20 protein-coding genes are annotated in these 25,560 nt (G+C 64.2%); 4 read left to right on the top strand and 16 right to left on the bottom strand.

The window, feature by feature from the left end:
- Positions 1 to 141 precede the first annotated feature (141 nt).
- The 4 genes from B3098_RS15890 to paoA are packed head-to-tail and all read right to left on the bottom strand — an operon-like array spanning position 142 to position 4,431.
- Positions 142 to 591, bottom strand: coding sequence for a DUF6389 family protein (locus B3098_RS15890; RefSeq protein ID WP_286897644.1), 450 nt, complete (start codon positions 589 to 591; stop codon positions 142 to 144).
- Between the two features lie 30 nt (positions 592 to 621).
- Positions 622 to 2,823 carry an aldehyde oxidoreductase molybdenum-binding subunit PaoC gene (gene paoC, locus B3098_RS15885; protein WP_286897642.1) on the bottom strand — a complete coding sequence of 734 codons (2,202 nt, stop codon included), beginning with the start codon at positions 2,821 to 2,823 and terminating at the stop codon, positions 622 to 624.
- Between the two features lie 4 nt (positions 2,824 to 2,827).
- Complete coding sequence (locus B3098_RS15880) at positions 2,828 to 3,778, bottom strand: FAD binding domain-containing protein (RefSeq protein WP_286897641.1); 951 nt, start codon at positions 3,776 to 3,778, stop codon at positions 2,828 to 2,830.
- Positions 3,775 to 4,431, bottom strand: coding sequence for an aldehyde dehydrogenase iron-sulfur subunit PaoA (gene paoA / locus B3098_RS15875; protein ID WP_414631286.1), 657 nt, complete (start codon positions 4,429 to 4,431; stop codon positions 3,775 to 3,777). Before paoA ends, B3098_RS15880 begins: the two co-directional genes overlap by 4 nt.
- 186 nt (positions 4,432 to 4,617) lie before the next feature.
- On the opposite strand from paoA, the gene B3098_RS15870 reads away from it, so the two are divergent.
- Positions 4,618 to 5,286 (top strand): nucleotidyltransferase family protein, encoded by a 669-nt coding sequence (locus B3098_RS15870; RefSeq protein WP_286897637.1) that lies wholly within the window; start codon positions 4,618 to 4,620, stop codon positions 5,284 to 5,286.
- Here the strand turns inward: B3098_RS15870 and B3098_RS15865 are convergent.
- Genes B3098_RS15865 through B3098_RS15850 form a run of 4 tightly spaced genes read right to left on the bottom strand, consistent with a single transcriptional unit; the run spans position 5,283 to position 11,394 of the window.
- On the bottom strand, positions 5,283 to 6,458 hold the full coding sequence (locus B3098_RS15865) for a hybrid sensor histidine kinase/response regulator (RefSeq protein WP_286897636.1): 1,176 nt from the start codon (positions 6,456 to 6,458) through the stop codon (positions 5,283 to 5,285). The genes B3098_RS15870 and B3098_RS15865 overlap by 4 nt on opposite strands.
- A gap of 20 nt (positions 6,459 to 6,478) precedes the next feature.
- The gene (locus tag B3098_RS15860) at positions 6,479 to 7,066 is read right to left on the bottom strand and encodes a chemotaxis protein CheB (RefSeq protein WP_286897634.1); all 588 of its coding nucleotides are present in this window, start codon (positions 7,064 to 7,066) and stop codon (positions 6,479 to 6,481) included.
- Between the two features lie 23 nt (positions 7,067 to 7,089).
- The gene (locus B3098_RS15855; protein WP_286897632.1) at positions 7,090 to 7,929 is read right to left on the bottom strand and encodes a CheR family methyltransferase; all 840 of its coding nucleotides are present in this window, start codon (positions 7,927 to 7,929) and stop codon (positions 7,090 to 7,092) included.
- A gap of 33 nt (positions 7,930 to 7,962) precedes the next feature.
- Complete coding sequence (locus B3098_RS15850; RefSeq protein ID WP_286897631.1) at positions 7,963 to 11,394, bottom strand: response regulator; 3,432 nt, start codon at positions 11,392 to 11,394, stop codon at positions 7,963 to 7,965.
- Between the two features lie 319 nt (positions 11,395 to 11,713).
- On the opposite strand from B3098_RS15850, the gene B3098_RS15845 reads away from it, so the two are divergent.
- A complete protein-coding gene (locus B3098_RS15845) occupies positions 11,714 to 12,172 on the top strand; it encodes a response regulator (protein WP_286897629.1) in 459 nt (152 codons plus the stop codon).
- A gap of 60 nt (positions 12,173 to 12,232) precedes the next feature.
- Here B3098_RS15845 and B3098_RS15840 read toward each other — a convergent pair whose 3' ends face one another.
- Positions 12,233 to 12,757 (bottom strand): nucleotidyltransferase family protein, encoded by a 525-nt coding sequence (locus B3098_RS15840; protein ID WP_286897628.1) that lies wholly within the window; start codon positions 12,755 to 12,757, stop codon positions 12,233 to 12,235.
- Between the two features lie 341 nt (positions 12,758 to 13,098).
- On the opposite strand from B3098_RS15840, the gene B3098_RS15835 reads away from it, so the two are divergent.
- Positions 13,099 to 16,104, top strand: a complete 3,006-nt coding sequence (locus tag B3098_RS15835) for a T6SS effector BTH_I2691 family protein (RefSeq protein ID WP_286897626.1) — start codon at positions 13,099 to 13,101, stop codon at positions 16,102 to 16,104.
- Between the two features lie 9 nt (positions 16,105 to 16,113).
- Positions 16,114 to 16,989, top strand: a complete 876-nt coding sequence (locus B3098_RS15830) for a hypothetical protein (RefSeq protein WP_286897625.1) — start codon at positions 16,114 to 16,116, stop codon at positions 16,987 to 16,989.
- Positions 16,990 to 16,991: 2 nt separating this feature from the next.
- Here B3098_RS15830 and B3098_RS15825 read toward each other — a convergent pair whose 3' ends face one another.
- The 7 genes from B3098_RS15825 to B3098_RS15795 form a co-directional block, all read right to left on the bottom strand.
- On the bottom strand, positions 16,992 to 17,771 hold the full coding sequence (locus B3098_RS15825; protein ID WP_286897623.1) for a 1,6-dihydroxycyclohexa-2,4-diene-1-carboxylate dehydrogenase: 780 nt from the start codon (positions 17,769 to 17,771) through the stop codon (positions 16,992 to 16,994).
- Positions 17,772 to 17,783: 12 nt separating this feature from the next.
- Entirely contained in the window at positions 17,784 to 19,040 is a 1,257-nt protein-coding gene (locus tag B3098_RS15820) for an MFS transporter (protein WP_286897621.1), read from the bottom strand.
- A 135-nt stretch (positions 19,041 to 19,175) separates the two neighbouring features.
- Positions 19,176 to 20,111: a catechol 1,2-dioxygenase gene (gene catA / locus B3098_RS15815; protein ID WP_286897620.1), complete on the bottom strand. Its 936-nt coding sequence runs from the start codon at positions 20,109 to 20,111 to the stop codon at positions 19,176 to 19,178.
- Between the two features lie 75 nt (positions 20,112 to 20,186).
- Positions 20,187 to 21,332, bottom strand: coding sequence for a muconate/chloromuconate family cycloisomerase (locus B3098_RS15810; protein WP_286897619.1), 1,146 nt, complete (start codon positions 21,330 to 21,332; stop codon positions 20,187 to 20,189).
- Between the two features lie 234 nt (positions 21,333 to 21,566).
- Positions 21,567 to 23,201 (bottom strand): Na+/H+ antiporter, encoded by a 1,635-nt coding sequence (locus B3098_RS15805; RefSeq protein WP_414631285.1) that lies wholly within the window; start codon positions 23,199 to 23,201, stop codon positions 21,567 to 21,569.
- A gap of 74 nt (positions 23,202 to 23,275) precedes the next feature.
- Positions 23,276 to 24,238 (bottom strand): Bug family tripartite tricarboxylate transporter substrate binding protein, encoded by a 963-nt coding sequence (locus tag B3098_RS15800; protein WP_175122674.1) that lies wholly within the window; start codon positions 24,236 to 24,238, stop codon positions 23,276 to 23,278.
- Positions 24,239 to 24,320: 82 nt separating this feature from the next.
- Positions 24,321 to 25,463 carry an L-talarate/galactarate dehydratase gene (locus B3098_RS15795; protein ID WP_286897618.1) on the bottom strand — a complete coding sequence of 381 codons (1,143 nt, stop codon included), beginning with the start codon at positions 25,461 to 25,463 and terminating at the stop codon, positions 24,321 to 24,323.
- Positions 25,464 to 25,560: the final 97 nt, after the last annotated feature.

Raw genomic sequence — 25,560 nt, 5'->3', positions numbered from 1 at the left:
GTGATCAAGCCTTTTAATGATTCGAGACGCGCGGCATGGCCGCGCACCGGGCGGTCTGCGCCCGCCGGCATTCTAAATAGGCTTGATGTCACGCCGGCGAAAAACGGCCGGACTGTTTGATCTGTGTTGAACGAAACCCGCTTATGTCCCCGGCAATGCGCGCGGCAGGTCGGTTCCGTAATCGTCTTGGGCATACACCATCGCCGGCACGCGCGATACGAGGCGGCCGCCCTGCTCCCACAACGATTCAACCCAATCGGCCGCCACGTCGGCGATCGCGTCCTGCACGCAGAACGCCGGCTCGCTGGAGAACATGGGCACCGGCGGCTCCAACCCCGTTTCGCCGTGCACGACGTCAAAGAGATCGCGGTACCCTTCGATGGCCTTGTTCAGCACATACAGATCCGGCCCTTCCAGGCCGATCACCACCGAAAAAGTCCCCTCGCCGCCCTGGTCGGGAAAGATGCCGAACTGGATTTCGCGCGCCTTCTCGGGCAATCGCGCGAACATGCCGGCCAGCGTGCGCAAAGCGGCCGCCGTGTGCGCGTCCAGGATGCGGCGCAGCGCGTCTTGATAGTCGTGTTTTGTCATCGCGCCAGCATAGCGCACGGCGGCATCGCATCACGCGTCGGACGGCATCTGCGCCAACAGCTTGTCCAGTGTCACGGGATAATCCCGCACGCGCACGCCGGTCGCGTTGTACACCGCATTGGCAATCGCCGCCGCCACGCCGCACAGCCCCAGTTCTCCGACGCCCTTGGCTTTCATGGGCGATGACACCGGATCGTCTTCGGCCAGAAAGATGACCTCCTGGCGCGGAATGTCGGCATGGACGGGGACCTCGTAGCTTGCCAGGTCGTGATTCACGAAGAATCCCGCGCGATGGTCAACCGCCAGCTCCTCCATCAATGCCGCGCCCACACCCATGGTCATCGCGCCAATGACCTGGCTGCGCGCCGTTTTGGGATTGAGGATGCGGCCTGCGGCGCAGACCGCCAGCATGCGGCGCACGCGGGTCTCGCCGGTGGCGGCGTCCACGGCCACTTCCACGAAGTGCGCGCCGAACGTGGACTGCTGGAATTTCTTGTCCAGGTCGCCGAACTCGATGGCGTCTTCACCAATGAGCTCGCCGCCCGACACCGCGCGCGTCAGGGGCGCGCTGCGCCCGCTGGCATCCGTGACCGCGCCGTTGGCGAATACCGCGCCCTGCGCGTCGAATCCCAATCGCTCCACGATCAGCGTCCGCAGTTTTTCGCAGGCGGCATACACGCCCGCCGTGGAACTGTTCGCGCCCCACTGCCCGCCCGAGCCTGCGGATACGGGAAAGGCCGAATCGCCTAGCCGCACCACCACGCGGGACAGCGGCACGCCCAGCATCTCGGCGGCGGTCTGCGCAATGATGGTGTAGCTGCCCGTTCCGATGTCGGTCATGTCGGTCTCGACGATGACGCGCCCCGCCGCATCCAGCCGCACGCGCGCGGCCGACTTGGTCACCAGGTTGTTGCGAAAGGCGCTGGCCACGCCCAGCCCGATGAGCCAACGCCCTTCGCGCCGCGCGCCGGGCTTGGGATCGCGTTTATCCCAGCCGAAATGCCGGGCGCCCGTCTGCAGGCATTCGACGAAACGCCGCTGGGAGAACGGCCGCGACGGATCGGTGGGATCCACCTGCGTGTCGTTGAGCACGCGAAATTGCACGGGGTCCATGTCCAGCGCCTGCGCCATCTCGTCGATGGCAATTTCCAGCGCCATCATGCCGGGCGCCTCGCCGGGTGCGCGCATCGCATTGCCCTCGGGCAGATCCAGCGTCATCAGGTTCAGCGCGGTGCGCTGGTTGGCGCCGGCGTACAGCAGTTTGGTCTGCTGCACGGCCTCTTCGGGCTGGCCGTCCGGCAGGTCGCCGGACCAGCTCTCGTGCGAGATCGCCGTCAGCTTGCCGTCGCGCCCCGCGCCCAACCGGATGCGCTGGATCGTGGCGGGTCGGTGCGTCGTGTTGTTGATGATCAGCGGACGCGGCAACGCCACCTTGACCGGCCTGCCGGCCGCTCGGGCGCCCAGCGCCGCCAGCAACGCGTCCGCCCGCACGAACAGCTTGCCGCCGAAGCCGCCGCCGATGTAAGGCGAGATCAGGCGCACATTCTCCTTGGGAATGCCCAGCGTCCGGGCCACATCGGACCGCCCCCAGGCGATCATCTGGTTGGACGTCCATATCGTGAGCTTGTCGCCTTTCCAGACTGCAAGCGAGGCGTGCGGCTCCATCATCGCGTGGGATTGGTCGGGCGTGGTGTAGGTGTGATCCACCGTGACCGGCGCCGCGGCGAACGCAGCGTCGAAGTCGCCCGCGTCCGTCTTCGGGATGTGCTTTCCGGCGTCGCCGTGGTCCCGCTTCTGCGCAGCCAGGTCGAAGGCGCCCTCGCGCCGAACGTACTGTACGCGAATCAGTTTGGCGGCCGCGCGGGCCTGCTCGAACGTATTGGCCACCACCAACGCAATCGCCTGGTGATAGTGCTGGATGTCCGGACCGCCCAGCAGCGTGGCCGTATTCATCTTGCCCTTGCCCAGCTTGCCGGCATTCTGCGCAGTCACGATGGCCAGTACACCCGGCGCCCGGCTCGCAAGCTCGGTATCGATGGCCGTGATGGCGCCCTTGGCAATCCCCGCGCCCACCACGTAGCCGACCGCGGGATTCGGCGCGATGTCGTGGTGCTCGTACGCGTAAGGGGCCTGGCCGCTGGTCTTGAGCGGTCCATCGATGCGATCGACGGGCTGGCCCACGACCTTGAGCTGATCGATCGGGTTCTGTGTCGCGGGAGTATCGAATTTCATGAGTTCACGCCCTCGCTTCCATCAAGACCGAACCGAGCGCGCGGCGCGCCAGCGTCAGCTTGAAACCGTTATCCGGCGTCGGCTTGGCGCCGGACAGCAGCGCATCGGTCACGCGCGCCGCGCCGTCCGGCAAATACGCTTCCGCCGCTTCGCTGCGCCAGGGCTGCGGCGCCACGCCGCCCAGCGCCACCCTGCCGGTGCCATCGTCTTGCACGACGGCGGCCACCGCCACCAGCGCGAAGGCGAACGACGCGCGGTCGCGCACCTTGCGGTAGAGGTGTTTGCCGCCCAACGGTTTGGGCAGCACCACCGCGGTGATCAGTTCGCCGGCCGCCAGATGGGTCTCGATGTGCGGCGTGCCTTCCGGCAGGCGATAGAAATCGGCAATGGGAATCACACGCCGCGTGGCGTCGGGCCGAACCGTCTCGATCTTCGCGTCCAGCAGGCGCATGGCCACAGCCATGTCGCTGGGATGCGTGGCGATGCAGGCGTCGCTGGCGCCGATCACCGCCAACTGGCGCGACACGCCGCCGATTGCGGAACAGCCGCTGCCGGGCACGCGCTTGTTGCAGGGTTGGTTGGTGTCGTAGAAATACGGGCAGCGCGTGCGTTGCAGCAGATTGCCGGCGGTCGTGGCGCGGTTGCGGATCTGTCCCGACGCGCCAGCCAGCAGCGCGCGCGCCAGCACCGCATAATCACGCCGCACCACGTCGTGGGCGGCAAGGTCCGCATTGCGCACCACGGCGCCGATGCGCAGCCCGCCATCGTCCGTGGGTTCGATGCGGTCCAGACCCAGGCCGTTGACGTCGACCAGGTGGACGGGCGTTTCGACTTCAATCTTCATCAGGTCCAGCAGATTGGTGCCGCCTGCAATGAACCGCGTGCGCGGCTCGCGTGCCGCGCTGGCAGCAGCTTCGGCATCGGTGCCGGGACGCTCGTACGTGAACGATCTCATGCCTTGCCCTCCGCGACGTCTTCGATGGCGTCCAGGATGTTGGAATACGCCCCGCAACGGCAGATGTTGCCGCTCATGCGTTCGCGGATCTCCTCGGGCGTCAGCAACGGGCGCTCGGTCAACGAGCCGGTGACATGGCTGGGCATCCCGCTTGCGGCCTCGTCCAGCATGCCGACCGCAGAGCAGATCTGCCCCGGCGTGCAGTAACCGCACTGGTATCCGTCATGCTTGACGAACGCGGCCTGCAGCGGATGCAGCGCGCCCGGCGTGCCCAACCCCTCGATGGTCGTGATCTGCTGGCCGTCGTGCATGACGGCCAGCGTCAGACAGGCATTGATCCGCCTGCCATCCAGCAGCACCGTACAGGCGCCGCATTGGCCATGATCGCAGCCCTTCTTGGTGCCGGTCATGTGCAGGTGCTCGCGCAGCGCGTCCAGCAGGCTGGTGCGCACATCCAGCGCCAATTCATGCGTGCGGCCGTTCACGTGCAGCGTGACCGTGGTGGTCAGGTTGTGCGCCGGCGCGGCGCTTTGGGCTGCGGACATGGTTGTTGTCCCGAGTGCGGTGGCTGAAGCGGCGCCCGCCTTGAGCAGATTGCGCCGCGAAATCTTGATATCGATGGAATTTTCCAAGGCTGGAACTCCTTTGAGCATTCGGCGGGCCGCAGCTCGCCATCAGCGCGCGCTATCAGCAAACCGTGTTCCTGGCGGCGCCGCCCACGGCACGCCGGGGGCCGCGCTGCGTCTCGCGTGAAAACGGGGCGGATTTCCCGATAAGATCGTCGTCAATCGATGATAGCGACGGGAACCGCCCGGCCGCCACGCCCGTTTGACAAGAAAATGTTCGATCTCGAAACCAATCCGGACAGCGCCGCGCGCATTCGCTGCGTGGGCATCCTGCTAGCTGCCGGACACGGGCGGCGCTTTGCCAGCGCGGCCGCGGGGCAGGACAAGCTGCTGGCGCGCCTTGCAGACGGCACACCTGTAGTCATGGCGGCCGCGTCGTCCCTGCTGGCCGCGGCGGCCGGCGTCGTGGCGGTCGTCCGCGCGGACAACGACTGCGTCGCGGCACTCCTGGCGCAAGCCGGATGCGAGGTGGTCACGATAGGCCCTTACGCCGATGGCACGAACGGTGGCATGGGCGACAGTCTTGCAGCGGCCGCACGGCACGTCATGCGCACCGCAAGCCCGGACGTGCAATCCTGCCTTGTCGCGCTTGGCGACATGCCCTGGATCCGCGCGGATACCTTCCTGCGCGTTGCAGAAGCGGCAAAGGAGCATCCCATCGTCGCGCCGACATGGCAGGGCCAGCGCGGCCACCCGGTCGCGTTTCAGCGATCGATCTGGCCGGCGCTTGCGGCGCTGGCGGGAGATGTGGGCGCACGTTCCGTATTGGCCCGTCATGGTGTGACCGAGCTGGCGGTCGATGATGCGGGCGTATGCGCCGATGTGGATACACCGGATGATCTGTCCACCGCTGGATGCGGTGGACAGTCTGCGCCGCCCTAGGCGGGCGTCGCGTCGCCGCGCGGCCGCGCGATCACCGCCGCGCCTGCCGACGCCGCCCGCCGCGGCAGGGCCACGCGGAAACTCGTCACGTCGTCGCGCGAGTCCGCGCTGATGCAGCCGCCATGCGACACCACGATCTGCTGCGCAATGAAAAGGCCCAAGCCCAGTCCGTGGTGACCGCCGGGCCGCCGCGCGCCGCTGCGGAATGGGTTGAACAGATGGGGCAGCAGCTCCGGAGGAATGGTGCCGCCATTGGATACGGTGACGACAACCTCGTTGGCGTCCTCGCCATTGACCTCGACGCGCACCGGGGCGGTCTTGCTGCCATGGTGCAAGGCGTTGCCCACCAGGTTGGCGATCACCTGCGAAATGCGCTGGCCGTCCCATGCGCCGGCCGCGTCGCCACGGCAGTGCGACGCCACCTGGCGATCGGGAAAGCCCGTGCGCACCTCGTCCAGCGTGCGCTCGACCAGCGCTCCCATGTTCAGTTCCGAGGGCGCCAGCGTCAGCCCGCCCGCCTGGCGAATACGCGTCACATCCAGCAGGTCTTCGATCAGGCACGACATGCGCTCACTGCTTTGCAGCATGCGCCGCGCCAGGCTTGACACACGTTCGTCGTCGCCCTGGCGCTGCAGCACGGTGGCGCCCATGATGATGGCCTGCAAGGGCGTGCGCAGATCGTGGCTCAGCACGGCCATGAACATTTCGTTGACCCGCAGCGCTTCGGTGCGCTCTTCGAGTTGCTGCGCCAGTGCACGCTTGCGCTCGTGCAATTCGAAGAACACGTTGGCCTTCGTGCGCAGCATGTACGGGTCGACGGGCTTGTACAGAAAGTCCACCGCGCCGCTCTCGTAGCCGCGAAACTGCCAGTTCTGTTCGCGCGAGCCCGCGGTGATGAAGATCAGCGGAATGTGGCGTGTGCGCTCGCTGCCGCGGATCAGCTCGGCCAGTTCGAAGCCGTTCATGTCGGGCATCTGCACGTCCAGCAGCGCCAGCGCGACGTCGCCGTGGCGCAGCAGCAGTTCCAGCGCCTGCGGGCCAGACTGGGCCTTCAGCACCTCGACACGGTCGCTGGCCAGCAGCGCCTCGAGCGCAATCAGATTCTCCGGAACGTCGTCGACCAGCAGGCACTTGATGCGGTCGTCGCGGGATGGGGCTGATGTCAGGATCATGGTGTCAATGCGTTTGGGTTTCAGGGCAGCCGCCTTGTGGGCAACTGCGCGAACACGGCGGCAATCTCGTCGGGCGTCAGCGCCCTTGCCGCCGGAACCAGCGTCAGGGCGGCGTCGGGCATCGTGGGTACCGCTGCCGACGCCGGCGCCTGCACCAGCGCGTGGCCGCCGGCGCCATGGATGGCGGCCAGGCCTTCGGCCCCATCCTCATTCGCGCCGGACAGCAGCACGCCAAGCAGCCGCTCGCCATAGCAATCGGCGGCGGACTGGAACAGCACGTCGATGGACGGCCGTGAAAAATGCACCGGCGGGTCGATCGACAGCGCCAGGCGCGGCCCCCGGTCCACCAGCAGGTGGTAGCCGGGCGGCCCGAAATACACGTGCCCAGGCTGGATCGGTTGCTGGTCCTGCGCTTCCTGCACGGGCAAGGCGCAGCGATAGCTGAAGATGTCGCTCAGCAGGCTACGGCGGTCGGACGGCAGGTGCAGGACCACGATCACGCTCGCCTGACGGCCTGCGGGTAGCGCCGGTAGCAGAACGCTCAGGGCGTCGATAGCGCCCGACGAGCCGCCGATGACGATTGCGTCCCAGGCGTCCGAAGCGTCCACGGACAGATCCGGCCCGCGCGTGGTCACAGGTCGGCCCTTTTACGGTAGATGCGGTCGGCCATCACGAATTCGTCAAAGCCGTCGGCCTGCGCCGTGAATCGCACCGACTCCTTGGACCCCAGGCCCAGGAATCCGCGGTGGACCAGCGCATCGTGAAAGAGGCCCAGCGCCCGGTCCTGCAGGTCGCGCTCGAAGTAGATGAGCACGTTGCGGCACGACACCAGATGCACCTCGGCAAACACGCTGTCGGTCGACAGGCTGTGATCGGAGAACACCATGTGCTCGCGCAGCGTCTTGTCGAACACCACCCGGCCATACCGCGCCGTGTAATAGTGCGACAACGAATTGCGCCCGCCGGCCTGCGCATGGTTGGCCGTGAACGCCGCTGCGCGCTCCAGGTCGAAAACGCCCTGCTCGGCCGCGCGCAGTGCGTGCGGATTGATGTCGGTGGCGTAGATCAGCGCGCGGTCCAGCAGCCCTTCCTCGTGCAGCAGAATAGCCAGCGAATAGACTTCCTCGCCCGTGCTGCACCCGGCCACCCACACCTTGATCGAGGGATAGGTGCGCAGGATCGGCACCACCTCGTTACGCAGCGCCAGGAAATAGCTGGGGTCACGGAACATGTCGCTGACCTGCACCGTCAGGTATTGCAGCAGGCCCGTGAACACGGCGGGCTCGTGCAACACGCGGTCCTGAAGCTGCGACAGCGTCTTGCAGTCGAACTCGCTCAGCGCGGTGCGCAGGCGGCGTTTCAGCGAAGCCTGCGCATACTCCCGGAAGTCGTAGTGGTAGCGGTGATAGATCGCATCGAGCAGCAATCGCTGCTCGATGTCTTCGATGTTCGCCTTGTTTTGATTAGGCATGGGCGTGATCGCTGTGTCGTGGCCGGGTCGGGCTTACTTGCGCATCCAGACGCGCACCAGCGACAGCAGGCGCTCGACGTCTAGCGGCTTGGCGATGTAGTCGTTGGCGCCGGCGGCCAGGCATTTTTCCTGGTCGTCCTTCATGGCCTTGGCCGTCAGGGCAATGATGGGCAGACGGCGCCACTCGGGCCGCGCGCGGATCTCGCGCATGGCCGTATAGCCGTCCATCTCCGGCATCATGATGTCCATCAGCACCAGGTCCACCGCTCGGTGGCCGTTGACGCCGGCGCGGCCCAGCGCATCCAGCGCCTCGCGACCGTTGCGCGCGATCTCGACGTGCAGGCCAGTGGGTTCCAGGATGCTGGACAGCGCAAACACGTTGCGCACGTCGTCTTCCACCACCAGCACCGTGCGGCCTTCCAGCGTCGTGTCGCGGCTGCGCGCCAGCTCCAGCATCTGGCGCTGCTGCGGCGGCAACTCGGCTTCCACCTGGTGCAGGAACAGCGTCACTTCGTCCAGCAGGCGCTCGGGCGAACGCGCGTCCTTGATGATGATCGACTTGGAGAAGCGGCGCAGCTGCTGCTCTTCGTCGCGCGACAGCGCGCGGCCGGTGTACACGATCACGGGCGGGAACGACACGCTTTCCTGATCGGCCATCTCGCGCAGGAGTTCGTAGCCGCTCATGTCGGGCAGGTTCAGGTCCATCACCACGCAGTCATAGGTGGTGTCGCGCAGCAGCGCCAGCGCGTCGCCGGCATTGGCGGCCAGCACGATCTCGACGTCGTCGCGCGCCAGCAGTTCGCGCACGCTGTCGCGCTGGCGGTCGTCGTCCTCGACGACCAGCACGCGGCGCACGTTCTGCGTGAACTTCGCTTCCAGGCGGTGTAGCGCGTGAACCAGTTCCTCGCGCTTGACCGGCTTGAGCGCATAGCCCACCGCGCCTCGCACCAGCGCCTCTTGTGCGTAATCGGCCACCGACACGATGTGCACCGGGATGTGCCGGGTGTTCGGGTTGCGCTTGAGCTGATCCAGCACGCCCAGACCGGAAAAGTCAGGCAGGTTGACGTCCAGCACGATGGCATCGGGACGCCGCTGCGACGCCAGCGCCAGGCCTTCCGTCGCGGTGTGCGCGGCCAGGCAGCCAAAGCCCATCTCGTGCGCCAGATCGGCCAGGATGCCCGCAAAGCGTTCGTCGTCCTCGATGACGAGGATGGTTCGGGCAAAGGTCTCGCCCGGCTCCTGCTCAATTGGCTCGGCTGACTGGGCCAGCGCCGCCGGTTCGGCAGGCTCGGTGCGCGCGGCGGGCGGGGCGGCGACTGCGCCAGCCGGGCCTGCCAGCGTGGTAGGCGCCTCGGCGCCCTCGCGCGGCGCTGGGGCGGTCGACACGACCAGCATGTTCATCGGCAGCAGCAGCGTGAACACGCTGCCCTGCCCCGGCGTGCTGACCAGCGACAGCGAACCGCCCAGCAGCTTGGCCAGATCCCGCGAAATCGACAGACCCAGCCCGGTGCCGCCATGCTTGCGGTGCGTGCTGCCGTCGGCCTGGCGGAAGGCCTCGAAAATCAGTTCGTGCTGGTCGGGAGCCACGCCAATCCCGGTGTCGTGCACCGCAAACGACAGCATGCGGCCCGGCGCCCGCGTCACGCGCAGCGCGACGAACCCCTGCTCGGTGAACTTGATGGCGTTGGACAGCAGGTTCTTGAGCACCTGGCCCAGCCGCTGCGGATCGGTCCGCAGGGTGTCCGGCACGTCGCGCGCAATGTCCAGCTCCAGCGCCAGGCCCTTTTCCTGGGCCAGCGGCCGCAGCGGTTCCAGCAGCCGCTGCAGCGCCGGGGTGACGGCCAGGTCTTCGATCTCAACCGTCGCCTGGCCCGCCTCGATCTTGGCCAGGTCCAGGATGTCGTTGATCAGCGCCAGCAGATCGCGCCCCGCCGCGTTGATGGTCTGCGCGTACTTCACCTGTTCGGCCGTCAGGTTGCCCGTCTTGTTGTCGGACAGCAGCTTGGCCAGGATCAGCGTGGAATTGAGCGGCGTGCGCAGCTCGTGGCTCATGTTGGCCAGGAATTCGCTCTTGTATTGGCTGGCCTGCGTCAGCAGGCGGGCCTTGTCGGTCAGCGCGCTCTGCACCCGCAGCAACTGCTCGGTCTGCGATTCCAGATTGAGGTTGGTCTGCTCCAGCTCGGTCTGCTGCAGTTCCATGCGCGCCTGCGATTCCTGCAGGATGCGGCTCTGCTGCTCCAGTTCTTCATTGCTGACACGCAGCTCTTCCTGCTGGGTCTGCAGCTCTTCGGACTGGCGCTGCGTTTCCGCCAGCAGCGATTCCAGCCGCGACCGGTCCATGCCGGCACGGATGGCGGACGCCAGCATTTCGGACGCTCCTTCCAGCAAGCTGCGTTCGCCCTCGCTGACCGGATGGTTGAAGCCCAGCTCGATCACGGCGTACACGCGCTCGTATTGCATGGCGGGTGCGATCACCAGTTCGACCGGATTCGAGCGGCCCGTGGCGGACGAGACTTCGAGGTGGCCGGCGGGCACGTTGCGCACGTGCAGCAGCTTGCGCGATACGGCCGCCTGGCCGACCAGGCCCTGCGCCGTGGAAATCTTCTGGGGCAGCCTTTCCGGCGGCACCGCGTAGCCGCCGAACAGCTCGAGGTCGTCACCGTTGACCACATAACCCGCGCCGACGCTGGCGTTCAGGTATTCGGCCAGATAGTCCAGGGCGCGCCTGCCGATCTCGTCCAGGCGCTGGTCGCCCCGCAGCCGCATGCTCAGGCCCGACAGGCCCGTCGTCACCCAGGCCTGGCGCGCCTTGACGCGATACTCGCGGATGGTCATGAGCGCCGAGGCAAAGATCAAGACCAGGAGCACCAGGGCGCCGCCCCAGGAATAGTAGGTGGAGGTCGTGGCCGCATCGCTCCAGGCGTCGCGCTCCTGCTCGACGCGGCGCATCTGTGACGTATAGAGGTCGCCGACGAGATCGCGCAGCCGGTCCATCGCCTCCTTGCCCGAATCGGTCCGCACCACCGCCAGGGCGCCTTCGACGTCGCCCGCTCGGCGCATCTCGATGGTGTTGTTCAACTCGGTAAGCTTTTGCTTCGTAATGCCCGCGATGTCATTGGCAATCCGGCGCTGCGTGGCGTCCTGTTGCGAGAACTCCTGCACGACGGCCAGGCGCTGCTCGATGAGCGGCACCGAGCGCACATACGGTTCAAGATAGGCCGGGTCGCCCGTCAGCAGGTAACCCCTTTGGCCGATCTCGGCGTCTTTCAGGGCCGAATTGAACAGGCTGAGCTGACGCAGCGACTCGGTCGCGCGGTCCATGGACTGGACGGCACGCGCTCGGGTGTCCGCCGAGCGTACGTTGACGAAGGCGATGACCAGCGTGGCTACTGCGGCCAGGATGAATCCGGCCATCAAAGTGCGGGGAAAGGCCAGACGACTGGCCGGCTGCGGCGATTTCAGCATGAGATCGATTTACCAATTCAGGGAAAGCGCGCGGATTGCGCTAGGCAAGATTGCGAGGAATTATAGGGACGGAGAAGCCTCCGGACCATCCTGCGCACTGGCGAACTATACAGGTATGTGCGCAGCTGGGTTGCGTATGGATACAACTACTACACCAACGCGGCCCTGCCATGCCCTAGGATTCGGCTTCCCGATCTGCCGGCCGCCTTTCCGTGCGCCTGCCGCCTTTGCTGGCACGCCCTCGACCCACCCCGCCTGAACCCGGGGACAGCCGGCCGCGCAGACAACCGAATTCCTGCCCACCGTGGCACCGAAAAAAATGACGAAGATTCTTTTGGTGGACGACCAACCCACGTTGGTCGCCCTGATGAGCGAGTTCCTGAGCAGCGAAGGCTATGACGTCACGACGCATACCGACGGCCTGACCGCGCTGCAGCAGATGATCGCCCTACGCCCCGACCTGGTCATCACCGATCTGTCCATGCCCGGCATGGACGGCGCCGCCCTCCTGACCGCCATGCGGGATAACGCCTATCTGCATGAAACGCCGGTGCTGGTGCTGAGCGGCCGTCCGGAACACGAGATCCTGGAAGCGTGCGCGGGCCGCGCCGTGTTGATGCGCAAACCGGCCAGCCCGGAGGAAGTACTGAAGGCCGTTCGCCGCCTGACCCAGAAATCCCAGCCGCAGCCGCGCCATCGTTCGAACACTGGCGCAATGCCGGCGTCGCTCAGCCGCTTGGGCGGCGCGGGCCAGGAATGCCTGGCTCACGCAGCGTAGCGTTCTCCGAAGCGGCGTGTCGAACAATCCAGCCTCACGCCACGGCCGATTTGTGCATCCTTACGCGTAGCGCAGGAAAGGCCACCGCAGATGCCATTGCTTCGCTTGCCAACGCTCGTCCAGTATTGACCGCTTTTCAGTCTTGAAGCGCGGCGTCATCCGAATCACTCCCGCAAACAGATCATCCAGGCCGTATGGCGCCAGGACCTGGATACGCCCGTCGCGCTCAAGGCGAACTGCCACGGCCGTTGCAGTTTCCGGCCACTGCGTCAGCGCGTCGATTGTCGAAAGGTAGGGACGGTCGTGATTGCGGCGGTGCATATGCGCCTGGTTCTTTACGGACCACGGATAACCCGGCGCAATACTTCCCAGTCGCCTTTCAAGCTGAATATCATCAGCGTAGCTTTCGGCACCGCCGCCAAACCATACGACGTCAATGTCGTTTAGCGGTGTCGGCGACGCAAACCCGGCCAACGAATCCCACACCAGATTGCGCACGAACCCGGCGCCGATCCAGCAATCGGTCAAATCAAGATCGCGCACTGCCTCCAGCGCACACATGCGCGCAGCGTCTGCCATCACCATCGACTCTAGAACTCGTCGCTTTGTCATGCGCGTGGATGTTACTCCGGGGTGACAGACTGAATGCCACGCAGAAAGCGGGCAAAGACCGGGTTGCATCCATACATCGAACGGGCCAAAGCCGGCATTATTCCGCGTCCGATCGGACAAGTGCCATCGATGGCAGCCCCCAAACCTCTGAACAATCAGATCGTTCACCCCGAAGAATAGTTTTTGTCTGATATCCAGCGGCAGGGACGTGTGGAGTAATGGAGGCGCATTTCATGCGCGTCCGTCGCTATTCCTGTTCGCGATGGACGCGTTCCTATTGGCGGCCTTGAATCAGCGCGCAGAGGAATCCATCCATGTCAAAGTCAACGGCCGGCGGCGCGACGTCGGCGCCGGCCTGCTGCCCACGCATCCCAATCCTTCCGATCCGATATGCGATTGTTCCGAATGCGGATGGGGCACCGCTATATCGGTATGCCGAGTCCGGCTTCAAGCTGGAGGCAACCTTCCAGCGGCTGCAGCTTTCCTCCTATACCTTGCGCGCGCTTCGCCCGGGATACGTCTACGTGTTCATGAAAGGCCCCAAGGGCGAATCGCTCGTCATCCATGAACACGATGGTGAGGGCCATTATCAGAAGTTGACATACACGGGGCTGGAGGACTACGACAAGAAGAACAAGTACAAAACAGGTGCGCGCATGGGATGGGTGTGGGCAGACACCAGCCCCGACACCGCCAAGGAGGTATGGATCGGCTACAGCACACATCTGTGGACCAATGCCATGACGGCCCGGATTACCAAGGATCCTGAAGCGCGCCAGCTTCACATGCGCGCTTTGGACATGGTGGAACTGACCTCCGGCGTCAAATCACCCTCTGGCCAGGCCCACTTACTTCCGGCCAACACCCTGACTGAATGGGTGGAAGACTTCAAGCCCCGAGAGCAGCGCCTGCCGCTGAAATGGAGTTGTCATGCGAGCGAAAATGAACTGTCGGTCGCCACATTTATCGCCCAAGGCAGCCATTACCGTTTCACGCAGCCGCGCGTGCCTGCGGTGGTCGCACTCAATGACGCCGAGGGGATCAGCCTCGATTTGGGTTTGATCGCCGCTGCGTACCAGCATCAGATTACGGATTTGAAACGCAGGCCTGATCAGCGTGCTGAAGGTGCAAGTCCCCATCACTTGCCCGACTGTCTAAGCTTGGACGTCGACCAAATCCACTTGGCAAGTTCAGAGTTTCATCACAAGAATCTGACCGCATTCTTGCTGACCGAGTCGCTGAAGTCCATGTTCCGCGCTTCTGGACAAGACGCCGCGAAGATCGCATCAGCAAGACACGAGTGGCATCGCAATCAGCGAACCAATCGACCCATACCGTCGCTAGAACAACTCGAATACGAAGTTCTGACGGACGAGAGAATTTCCCCGTCCGGTGCGCGGCTGGCCAAAACAATCGACACCGCGTTGTACTTCGACTTCCTGAGGCAACGAAAAGAGGCTGATGCGCAGCTAAAGGTGATGATGCATGAATTGAACAAGGCGTGTGCGGATCATGACTGTTGGCTATCGACGGCGGAATCCATAAATATGTCGGACCCTAGGAGTTTGGCCGCCGCCTTTAGCGCCTTCGATCGGGACAACCGTCAATCTGCGGCAGCGTTAGAACTGTCCATTACGTTGATGATGCGGAGCATGACGCAATCGCTCTCTTTCAGCGACGATGGAGACGCCAGGTACGAACGGCTAGAAAAATGGTGTGATGACCCAGGAAGCCCCCTCTATGTATCTCTGGCCGCATACAACCCTTTTAAAGAAAAGGCAGATGCAGTTGGAACCATACTTGGAGCCGCAGACTCCATCATCTCCGAACTTGCCCTTAAATTTCCAGCGATCAAGGGCGTTACCGATCTGACAGCCCAAACGGTTACCACGGTCGTGCTTAAGCGGCTCAAGGGGAAAACCCGTTGGGATGCGAGCCGCAACCTTCGCGAGCAAGTTCACGCGGCAGCGCGGGAGGCCAATATGGAAAAGATTTTGGGACTATTGGCTGGTCGCTACGATACAACTAAAACAACAACCGCAGGAAGTCTCGTTTCCCAGGACGTAGATGATTTCCTGAAAAAGGGGATGGAGGAAGTCAACCGTACAAGCCGTATCAAAGTTGAGGGTAACAGGACCGTAGTGATTGAGCGCACTCAGACGGTCACGGCAAAGCCCACGCTTAGATCTTTAAGCGCCACAGCCACGGGAGCTGGCTTTAACATTGGCATGGTCTACTTCAATATTATCAATCTTGGGTATGCACTAAAGACGTTGGAAAGAGAGTACTCACATGGGAACGCCACCAATTTTGCGTCAGCAATATTAGGGGTGATAGGTTCGCTGAGTGTAGCAGTGCTGGGAACTCGAACCACATACATCGCATTAATGGCACGAATGGGCTACCGGATTCCCGGACTTGGGTTTTCCATCGCACTAAATAGTTTCATATCGTCGAAGTTGTACGGCAGGCTTATCGTGGGTCCGGGCATATTTCTGGGTTTAATCACCGACATACAGAAAGGCCACCAGCTTAAAAAAGGAGGCAACCAGATAGCCGCAAACTACACCTACGCCGGAGGAATATCCGTAGCGATGGGCACCGGTGCGATCGCGAAAAGTAGTGCGATTGCCTCTGCGATCTATGCTGCGACTTCAACCGCGGGAGCATCTGCGCCGGTTCCAGTTCTTGGCTGGATTGCAGCGGCAGTCATTCTCACGGGCACAGCCCTCATCGTCGGCGGCATGTGGCTCCATTCTCGAGCCGCCGCACAAGCCTTCTCTCCGATGGAGCTTTGGGCTGCACGGTGCCAGTTTGGAAACCTAAAAAATGATGGTAAAGAGCGATCGGGGATTCCGCTTGATGGAGACCGCAGGCTCCCAAGATATAAAGAATTGATATCGGAAACTAAGGATTGGTATCAAGCATCGTTCGCTCCAATCCTGCTTGACTCCGATCAAGCCGAGTCGATCGGTTTGGAAGGCATGGAAAGCGAGTGGCGTGATAGGTGGTTTGCTGAAGATGAGGTCGAGTTCGTTGTGCTTCTACCCGGCTTTATCCAGGGACAGAGCACGTGGAAAGGTGCGCTTGTGAGTAACACTCATGGCGAAATAAATGGGCCGACGTCAAGTATTGGAAGACCTAAGATTACGGTACACAGCCAAAAGCCAGAGTGCATCGAGACTGCTGCCGGTTTGGTATTGCGTCACCATGTAAAAGGTGAAAAGTTCGACGGCATGTTCATGACCGTCGATTACAAACCCAACCAGGGGCTGGATGAAACGGCGGTCGTCGGCGCCTCGTTCAGTTTGAGCGATTGAGCACTAATTATGGCAACAGATTGGATTTGGACGTGCAAGGATGGTGCTGGCGTTCAGCCAGCAATTGGCGACCAGCTTGTCAGTATCGATAACGCCTATCTACGTATACGAAACCCATGGACTGTGGAATCTGCATCGTCGGGAAAGCAGTATGCTGCGGGATTAGTCGCGACACTTATTGGGCTCACAACCTATTTAACTGCCGCCCTCACTGGGCAAGCAATGTTCGATTATGTGTTAATTCTGTGTATTTTCCTGATTGCGCTTTTCTTCTTTTTGATGCTCAAGCTCAGCGTTAGCTTTATTAAAAAAAGATCGGACATAATATTTTCCAGGCTCGATAAGCGCGTCAGCTACAGCGATCGTGGGAGGGTGATATCCGGCGCATGGACCTCTGCCATTGGAGGCATGGTGTCGAAATCAGAATTCACGGGAGCAGGAGTGATCGTGACGCATTCGCTAATAATTAAAATGCCGATCAAATCAATTAAGCCCGAGATGAAAGGGAAAAGACTGGAATCACTATTTGTATCCACCGAAAGTAACCAACCGATCGACCCGCGCGTGTTGTATGTCGCTCAAGTATGGGAGTTCATCCGATTATTCATGGATGAAGGTCCCAACAAATTACCCAAACCCGCAGAATCCAACTGGTGGCTTGCTCCCGACCACCGTATTTATCTGACACCCGCCGAAGCCTGGCGCCGTTACGTTCCTTGGCGCAATGGCCAACCGAATGAAGCGCAAGGAAAAAACAACTGGCTATTGCCTCTGTGGCTGTTGCTCTTCCCTTACAACATGTTCTGCGCGCTGTGCTGGTATGTGGCTTGTCGGGTACTGAAGGTCCAAGCCGCACAACCGCCCATACCGACGGCGAGGGCATGACCTCACCCCACATGCCCCCCCGCCACATACATCACCTGCCCCGTGATGTACGACGCCTCCGGCGCCGCCATGAAGCAGATCGCTGACGCGACCTCTTCCATGCTGCCCATGCGATGCATGGGCGTGCCGGCCAGGCAGTCCGTGTACATCTCGCCTTGCCAGATGCGGTCCTGATCCGAGGGGGCTTCGGTGTTGCGCGGAATGGCGCGCACGCCGTTGTCCAGGGCGCCCGGCGCCACGCAATTGACGCGCACGCCGGATTCGGCCAGTTCGAGCGCCATGCAGACGGTGGCCGCGTGGACGCCGCCCTTGGATGCCGAATACGGCACGCGGTAGATGCCGCGCGTGGCGTTTGAGCCGACGTTGACGATGACGCCCCGGCCTTGCTTTTTCATTACCGGGATCACCTCGCGGCACGACCACAGCGTCGGCCAGAGCGAACGGGTGACCTCCCGCTGCATCTCGTCCGGCGTGTACTCCCAGAACGGTTTCATCCAGATCGTGCCGCCCACGTTGTGGACCGACACGTCGATACGGCCGTGCGTGTCCAGCGTGTACTGCACCATCCGCTGTGCACCGGCGTGGGTTTCGAGGTCGGCGTCGATGAACGACGCCTGTCCGTCCTCCTCGCGGATCTCGCGGGCCACGGCCTCGCCCAGTTCGGCGGCGCGGTCGACCAGCACGACCGCAGCGCCTTCGGATGCCAGGCGTTTGGCGGTGGCGCGTCCGACGCCCTGAGCCGCGCCGGTGACCAGCGCGATCTGATTTTCAAAGCGATTCATGCAAGCTCCCGGTCAATGTGCGAGCGACAGCTCGCCCGGCACGGGTCGCGACGACTTGTTGTCCACAGCCAGCACGGCGAGCAGCGCCCCCGCCAGCGGAACAGCCAACACCATGAAGAAGCCCGACGGGCCGAACCAGCCGAGGAAGCTGCCGCCGATGGCCGAGCCGATGATGGCGCCGGCGCGGCCCACGCCGATGGACCAGCCCGTCGCCGTGGCGCGCAGTGCGGTCGGATACGCACCGATGACCAGGTAGTTCAGCGCCAGCTGCTGGCCGCCGATGCCCAGGCCCGCCGCGCCGATCAGGATGAACACGAGCGTCCAGTCCGTTCCCGCGTAGCCCAGCCCCAGCGACACCGCGATGCCCAGCGCGAACATGGCGATCAGCAGCGTGCGGGTCGACACGCGCGGCATCAGGTACGACAGCGGGAAGGCGCACACGATGAACACGAGATTCACGGTGAACGTGCCCATCGGCGCCTGGTCGGCCGGCAGACCCGCGGCCTTCAGCACCGTAGGCAGCCACGACAGCAGCATGAACCACGCCACCCAGTTCAGCAGATACACGGACCAGATCGCCAGCGTCTTGCGGGCATAACCGTCGGTGAACAGCGCCTTGACGCTGGCGCGGATGGTCGCGTCTTCCGGCACCGTGAACCGCACGCCGGCCGGTAGCGGCTGGCGCGAGATCTTCGCGAGGATGCGGGCGACATATCCCTGGCCCGCCGTGTCACCGCGCATCGCCTTGAATTGCAGGGACTCGGGCAGCAGCACCATCAGCGCCGCCAACAGCAACAGCGGCGCGACGCCGCCCACGATGAAGATGCCTTGCCATCCGATCACGGGCAGCATGCGCGCGGCCAACAGGCCGCCCAGCATGGCGCCCGCGGGCAGACCCAGCAACACGCCGGTGATCACCACGCCACGATGGCGTGCCGGCGCGTATTCCGCCGCCAGCGCCAGCACGATGGGCGTGCAACCGCCCATGCCCAGCCCGGCGATGAACCGGAGCGCCAGAATCTGCCACGTCTCCGTGGCGGCGGCCGTCAACAGCGTCGCCAGCCCGAAGACGGCCACACCGATCAGCGCGGCGGGACGGCGGCCGATACGGTCGCCCACCAGGCCCAACGTCATGGCGCCCACCGTCATGCCGACGATGCCGGCGGTCAGGGTCGCGGGCCCGGTGAACGCCATTGCCTGCGTGTCGAAGCCATCAAACAAAGCGATCAGAAAGCACAGGATCAGGACGCGCCATTGAAAGGCGCCCATCCGTTCCTGATCGATCAGGCTCGGAATGGAGATTGTTTAGGCCATGAGAGTCTCCCCGGGCTCGTGCGGAGCCCGTTATCGGTATGGGTATGAGTGTCGGATGGCGGCATCGCGCGGTGGCGATGCCTGCCGGGTTCAGGCCCGGGCGGAGGCGCGCAGGCGATTGACGATCTGGTTGTCCTTGCCTTGCAGCAGGCCCGTCAGCACGACGTCGAATTCGATTTCCTTGTACGCGTCGGCTTTCAGGCCCAGTTCGGCGCCGCCCGTCTTGTCGGTCACCGGCGGGATCAGCGCTTCGCGGGTGGCGTAAGCGAAATCGTCCCAGATGAGGGGATCGCCCTCGATGTTGAATTGCGTCGTCAGCTTGCGGTGCTGGTCGGCGCTGATAAAAAGGTGCACGTGCGCCGGGCGGTTGCCGTGGCGGCCCAGCGCGTCCAGCAGCTGCTGGGTGGCGCCTTGCGGCGGACAGCCGTAGCCGACGGGCATCAGCGTGCGGAACTCATATTTGCCATCCGAGTCGGTACGGACCGCGCCGCGCAGGTTGAAGTCGGTCTGCGCGCCCGTCGGGTCGAAGTGCGAATAGAAACCCTTGGAGTTCGCGTGCCAGCACTCCACCACCGCATTGGCCAGCGGCGCGCCGTTGGTATCGCGCACGACGCCGCGGATCACCAGGGGGCCGGCGTCCGCATCCGGATCGAGATCGATGCGGGCAACGCCGTCCTGCACGGGCGTGCCAGCGACATACAGCGGGCCTTCGATGGTGCGCGGCGTGCCGCCGTCCAGGCCGGCCAGCTTGTCCTCGTGGTCCATGCGCACGTCCAGGAATTTCTCAAGGCCCAGCCCGGCGGCCAGCAGCGCGGCCTCGCCGTCGCGGCCCAGCTGATTCAGGTAGTTGACGCCGGCCCACACCTCGTCGGGCGTGATGTCCAGGTCGTCGATGGCCTTGAAAAGATCGCTCAACAGGCGGTTCAGGATCTGCTTGAAGCGCGGGTTGCCCTCGCTGCCTGCAATGTTGGTCGCGGCCTTCAGCAGGTCTTGCACTTCCGGGGTGTTGAATACGTCGAGGCTCATGTCTGTCTCCAGGGTTTGTCTATTGGTATGGGTCGGGAAATGCGGCGTTGCATGCCGCCGCATCGCCAGGTTTTCTCAATGGCTTTTGTTCGTGACCTTGACCAGCCCGTCGCGCGTGAAGCGCTTGACGCGGGCGTCGTCCAGCTCGATGCCGAGCCCCGGTCCGGCAGGCACGGTCAATTCGAAGTTGCTGTAGTCCAGCGGCTGCGTAAGGATTTCCTCGGTGATCAGCAAGGGGCCGAACAGCTCCGTGCCCCATTGCAGATGCGCGAAGCTGGCAAACAGGTGGGCCGACGCGACCGTGCTGACCGCAGCTTCCAGCATCGTGCCGCCGTAGAGTTCGATGCCCGCCGCGTCCGCGATCGCCGCCACGCGCTGCGCCGCAAAAAGGCCGCCGTTCTGCTCGATCTTGATGGCGAAGACATCCGCACCGTGCTGGCGCGCGATCTCGAACGCGGTGTCCGGGCCTTGCAAGACCTCGTCGGCCATCAACGCCACCGGGAACCGGCGCATCAACCGCGCCAGCGCCGCAGCGCTGGCCACGGGCTGCTCCACCAGCTCGCAACCGGCCTCTGCCAATGCGGGAATCGCCCACGCCGCCTGCGTTTCACTCCACGCCATGTTCACGTCGACGCGCACCGCGCCGCGGTCGCCCACCGCGCGCTTGATGGCGGCCACGTGGGCGATATCGACCTTCGGATCACGGGCGCCGATTTTCAGCTTGAAGATGCGGTGGCGGCGCTCTTGCAGCATCTGCTCGGCCTCGGCAATGTCCCGATCCGTGTCGCCCGACGCCAGCGTCCACGCCACGGGCACGCGATCCCGGCGCCGGCCGCCCAGCAGTTCGCTGACCGGCACGCCCAGGCGCTTGCCGTGCGCATCCAGCAGCGCGGTTTCCAGCGCGCTCTTGGCAAAGTGGTTCACTTTGACCAGCTTGCCCACGTGCGCCATCAGTGCCTGCACGCGGGTAGCGTCCTGGCCGATCATGGCGGGCGCGAAATACGTGTCGATCGACAGCTTCATGGCCTCGGGGCTTTCCGGACCGTAAGCCATGCCGGCGATGGTGGTGCCCTCGCCAATGCCCACCACGCCGTCGCTGCAATACACCTTCACCAGCATCAGCGTCTGGCCATACATCGTGGCCACCGACAGCTTGTGCGGACGGATGGTGGGTAGGTCGACGAGACAGGTTTCGATGCGTTCGATGGTGGCTGCAGACATGGACGGCGTTGGATAAGGGATGGTCACGAGGCGTTTATAGAACCCGGCGACTTTTCGCGTCCAATACTTTGGGAATCCGAATTGATACCTTTAAAGCATAAATAATCTACGAATGCACTGGGGGTCGCCAGGAATTCTCAATACTTTAGGGGTCTGACCGATTTGAAGCGGGTCGACATATCGACACGCGGATCATGTGCGACCAATCCGTACCCCGTGGGCGCGCACACGCCGCTACCGCAGATGCGCTTCGTGCAGATCCAGCAGCCGCCCCTGCTCCCGCGCCAGCGAATCTGAGATGCGGTGCGTACGAGCCAGATGAAAAACCGCCTCGCGGGAAGCGGCAATGGCTTCCAGCCTCAGTTCGCGCTCGATGGCGATCTGCCTGCCCAGGCGTTCGGTATCGGCCACGTCCGCCGCCTCGCCGGACTGCCGCCGCAACGCGCCGCTCAGGTTCTCCGCCACCTCCAGACACAGCGCGGCGTTTTCCGGATTCTCCACGCCCCGGCGCCTTGCGCCGGCCGCAACGCTGTCGAGCGCCGCACGCAGCATGGCGTCCTGCGCCAGCGATGCCTCGCGCTCGGTGCGGCTGTTCGGCGCAAAGTGCAATCCGCGCATCAAGGGGGGCAGGGCCACGCTGGCCAGCAATAACGAAAACACGATGACCATGGCCGCCAGCGACACCGCCAGATCGCGCGCCGGAAACGGCGCGCCGCTGTCCAGCGCAAAGGGAAGCGTCATCACCCCGGCCAGCGTCACCGCGCCGCGCACGCCCGCCACGGAGACGGCCAGGATCACGCGCGCGCCGACCTCGGGCGGCTCGGCGCCACGGCGGCGGGCCGCCATCGCGCTCAGCTTCAGCGACACGGTCACCCACAGCAGCCGGCACAGCACCAGGCCCAGGCAGACGGCCAGTCCATAGACGGGCAACCACCATAGGGATTGGCCGCCTGCCTCTTTCGCGGCGCTTGCCAGGCCGGCGAAGATCGTGGGGAACTGCTCGCCCAGCAACACGAAGATCATGCCGTTCAGCGTGAACTGCACCGTGTTCCACACGGCCCTGCGCTCCATGCGAGTCGCCGCGAGTGCGCGGCCCGACAGTTCGGAATAGCTCATCATGACGCCGGCCGATACCGCGGCCAGGATGCCCGAAGCGTTGACGTGCTCGGCCACGAAGTAGACGAAGAAAGGCGTCAGCAGGCTGAGCAGCACCTCGGACCCCGGCTCTTCGCCCACCCGGCGCGTGTAGATGGTCCGCAATTGCATGATCAGCCACGTCAGCCCGGCGCCGATCGACAGGCCGGCAATGGCAACCCAGAAGAACGACATTGTGGCCTGCGCCAGCGAGAACGTGCCGGTCGCCGCCGCCGCAACGGCAAAGCGAAACGCCACCAAGCCACTGGCGTCATTGAACAGCGCCTCGCCTTCCAGGATGGCCATCATGCGGCGCGGGATATGGACGCGCCGGGAAATCGCTTCGACCGCCACCGGGTCCGTCGGCGACACGATGGCCGCGATGGCGAACGCCACGGGCAACGGGACGTCGGGAATCATCCAGTGGATCAGGTATCCCACGCCGATCACCGTCAGGATCACCAAGCCGAACGCGAGCTGGATGATGGAGGAGGACTCGCGCAGGACCGCCAGCTTCGATATGCGCCATCCGTCCAGGAAAAGCAGAGGCGGCAGGAACAACAGGAAGAAGATCTCGGGTTCGATCAGCACGCCACGCTGGAACACGGCCGCGATCACGAAACCCAGACCGATCTGCACGAAAGGTAGCGGAACGGCCAACGGCAACATCCGGACCAGCACGCCGCTGAACAGGACGGCGACCAGCATCGCCATGACTACGGTGAAAGTCCCCAATGCAAACCCCTGAACGTCGATCCGCGGGCGAATGCCCGCGGTGCGACGTTACCTTGGCTCCTGGGGGCGTGCAATCAATTCGCCGTGATCTTGCCCACTTCGATCACCTTCTTCCAGCGGGCAAATTCCTCGGCCTGGAACTTGGTGAATTCGGCCGGCGTGTTGCCGACGACTTCAAAGCCCAGCTCCAGCAGGCGCGGTTTGACCGACGGGTCGTTCAGCGCGTCGACAATGCCGGCGCGCAGCTTGTCACGGATGTCGGCGGGCATGCCCTTGGGACCTGCGAACGCCTGCCACGACGTCACCGTCACGCCCTTCAGGCCCAGCTCTTCCATCGTGGGCACGTCGGGCAGCAGCGGCGATCGCTTCGCGCTCGTCACCGCGATGGCGCGCAGTTTCCCGGACTGGATATGCGTGAGGCAGGTGTTGATGTTGCTGAAGCTGGCGTCGACCTGCCCGCCCAGCAGATCCACGATGGCCGGCGCGCCGCCCTTGTACGGCACGTGCGTGGCCTGCGTGCCGGTCTCCTGCCAGAACAGTTCGGCGGTCAGGTGGTCCGAGGTGCCGTTGCCGGCCGACGCGAACGTCATGCGGCCCGGGTTGGACTTCAGGTAATCCAGCACGCCCTTCATGTCGCGAAGCTGCGAATTCGCGTTGACCACCAGCACGTTCGGCGCCTGCACGGCCACCGTGATGTATTCAAAATCCTTGAGTGCGTTGTAGCCCGGCTCCTTGACCAGATGCGGGCCGATCACGAAGGGACCCAGCGACGACACCAGCACCGTGTAGCCGTCGGGCGCGGCGCGCTTGGCCTGGCCCGCGCCCAGCGTGCCGCCCGCACCCGGCTTGTTCTCGATCACGAAGGTGCCGCCGAACTTGTCCTGCAGCTTGGGAGCCACCGTCCGGGCGATCAGGTCGGTTGAACCGCCCGGCGGAAACGGCACGAGCATCGTGACGGGTTTGGCGGGCCAGTTCTGCGCCTGGGCCGACGCCGAGACGGCCAGGCCAAGCGCGAGCGTGGTGAACCATTTTTTCATGCGAGTCTCCTCTGGGTTGGCGTCTGTCGCGCCGTTGGTCGTGCATGACGTCCCGCCGCAAGACGGTGGGACCGGAAAGGGTTCAGGCCCGCTTGCCGACTTCGACCGTGTCGCGCGTCCACGCGCGCGCCTGATCGCTGAGCGAGATGCCCAGGCCCGGCCGGGTCGGCACCAGCATGCGGCCGTCGCGGATCTCGAGCCGCTCGTTGAACAGCGGTTCCAGCCAGTCGAAATGCTCGACCCACGGTTCGGTCGGATACGCGGCGGCCAGGTGCACGTGCAGTTCCATCGCGAAGTGCGGCGCCAGCATCGCGCCGGCCTGTTCCGCCTGCGACAGGATCTTCAGGAACGGCGTGATGCCGCCCACGCGCGGGGCGTCGGGCTGCACGTAATCGGCGGCGCGGTGGCGGATCAGCTCGCTGTGTTCGGCCGCGCTGGTCAGCATCTCGCCGGTGGCGATCGGCGTGTCGAACTGCGCGGCAAGCGCGGCGTGGCCTTCATGGTCGTAGGCGTCCAGCGGCTCTTCGATCCACACCAGGTTGAACTGTTCAAAGATGCGGCACATGCGCTGCGCGGTCGGGCGGTCCCACTGCTGATTGGCGTCGACCATCAGCGGCACGTCGTCGCCCAGATGCTTGCGCACGGCCTCGACACGCCGGATGTCCAGTTGCCGGTCGGGCTGGCCGACCTTCAACTTGATGCCGCCAATGCCGCGTTCGCGCGACGCGCTGGCGTTGACCAGCAGTTGTTCCAGCGGCGTGTGCAGGAACCCGCCCGACGTGTTGTAGCAAGCAACCGAATCGCGATAGGCGCCCAGCAGCTTGGCGAGCGGCAGGTTGGCGCGCCGGGCCTTCAGGTCGTACAGCGCCACGTCGAAGGCGGCGATGGCCTGGGTCGACAGGCCGCTGCGGCCCACGGACGCGCCGGCCCAGCACAGCTTGGTCCAGAGCCGGCCGATGTCGCTGGGGTCTTCGCCGATCAGGACGGGCGCGATTTCCTTGGCGTGGGCGAACTGCCCTGGGCCGCCGGCGCGCTTGGAGTAGCTCAGGCCAATGCCCTCGTCGCCGTTTTCGGTCTGCACTTCGACAAACAGCATGGCGACTTCGGTCATGGGCTTCTGGCGGCCGGTCAGCACCTTGGCGTCGCTGATCGGGGTGGCCAGCGGCAGGTAGCACGACGAGATGCGCAACCAGTCGATACGGTCGGCGTTGGAAGTGTCGGTCATGAGAATTCTCCGGGTGTCTGGAACGGGTCCTGCGAGGAAGACGGTGGCGCATGGACAACGTTGTCATTTGCGGCCAAATAAAAAGCGCCGATGTGCG

Source organism: Achromobacter sp. UBA2119 (assembly GCF_002331005.1).
Classification (GTDB): Bacteria; Pseudomonadota; Gammaproteobacteria; order Burkholderiales; family Burkholderiaceae_B; genus Achromobacter; species Achromobacter animicus.
This window is presented reverse-complemented; position numbering and strand designations above follow the sequence as displayed.

Excerpts from the sequence above, each read along its gene's own strand:
- B3098_RS15850 (WP_286897631.1), bottom strand. The coding sequence starts at position 11,394 with ATGCTGAAATCGCCGCAGCCGGCCAGTCGTCTGGCCTTTCCCCGCACT.
- B3098_RS15795 (WP_286897618.1), bottom strand. The coding sequence starts at position 25,463 with ATGACCGACACTTCCAACGCCGACCGTATCGACTGGTTGCGCATCTCG.
- B3098_RS15840 (WP_286897628.1), bottom strand. The coding sequence starts at position 12,757 with ATGGTGATGGCAGACGCTGCGCGCATGTGTGCGCTGGAGGCAGTGCGC.
- B3098_RS15800 (WP_175122674.1), bottom strand. The coding sequence starts at position 24,238 with ATGAAAAAATGGTTCACCACGCTCGCGCTTGGCCTGGCCGTCTCGGCG.
- paoC (WP_286897642.1), bottom strand. The coding sequence starts at position 2,823 with ATGAAATTCGATACTCCCGCGACACAGAACCCGATCGATCAGCTCAAG.
- B3098_RS15890 (WP_286897644.1), bottom strand. The coding sequence starts at position 591 with ATGACAAAACACGACTATCAAGACGCGCTGCGCCGCATCCTGGACGCG.
- B3098_RS15845 (WP_286897629.1), top strand. The coding sequence starts at position 11,714 with ATGACGAAGATTCTTTTGGTGGACGACCAACCCACGTTGGTCGCCCTG.
- B3098_RS15870 (WP_286897637.1), top strand. The coding sequence starts at position 4,618 with ATGTTCGATCTCGAAACCAATCCGGACAGCGCCGCGCGCATTCGCTGC.
- B3098_RS15865 (WP_286897636.1), bottom strand. The coding sequence starts at position 6,458 with ATGATCCTGACATCAGCCCCATCCCGCGACGACCGCATCAAGTGCCTG.
- paoA (WP_414631286.1), bottom strand. The coding sequence starts at position 4,431 with ATGCTCAAAGGAGTTCCAGCCTTGGAAAATTCCATCGATATCAAGATT.
- B3098_RS15830 (WP_286897625.1), top strand. The coding sequence starts at position 16,114 with ATGGCAACAGATTGGATTTGGACGTGCAAGGATGGTGCTGGCGTTCAG.
- B3098_RS15835 (WP_286897626.1), top strand. The coding sequence starts at position 13,099 with ATGTCAAAGTCAACGGCCGGCGGCGCGACGTCGGCGCCGGCCTGCTGC.
- B3098_RS15820 (WP_286897621.1), bottom strand. The coding sequence starts at position 19,040 with ATGGGCGCCTTTCAATGGCGCGTCCTGATCCTGTGCTTTCTGATCGCT.
- B3098_RS15880 (WP_286897641.1), bottom strand. The coding sequence starts at position 3,778 with ATGAGATCGTTCACGTACGAGCGTCCCGGCACCGATGCCGAAGCTGCT.
- B3098_RS15810 (WP_286897619.1), bottom strand. The coding sequence starts at position 21,332 with ATGTCTGCAGCCACCATCGAACGCATCGAAACCTGTCTCGTCGACCTA.
- B3098_RS15825 (WP_286897623.1), bottom strand. The coding sequence starts at position 17,771 with ATGAATCGCTTTGAAAATCAGATCGCGCTGGTCACCGGCGCGGCTCAG.
- catA (WP_286897620.1), bottom strand. The coding sequence starts at position 20,111 with ATGAGCCTCGACGTATTCAACACCCCGGAAGTGCAAGACCTGCTGAAG.
- B3098_RS15855 (WP_286897632.1), bottom strand. The coding sequence starts at position 7,929 with ATGCCTAATCAAAACAAGGCGAACATCGAAGACATCGAGCAGCGATTG.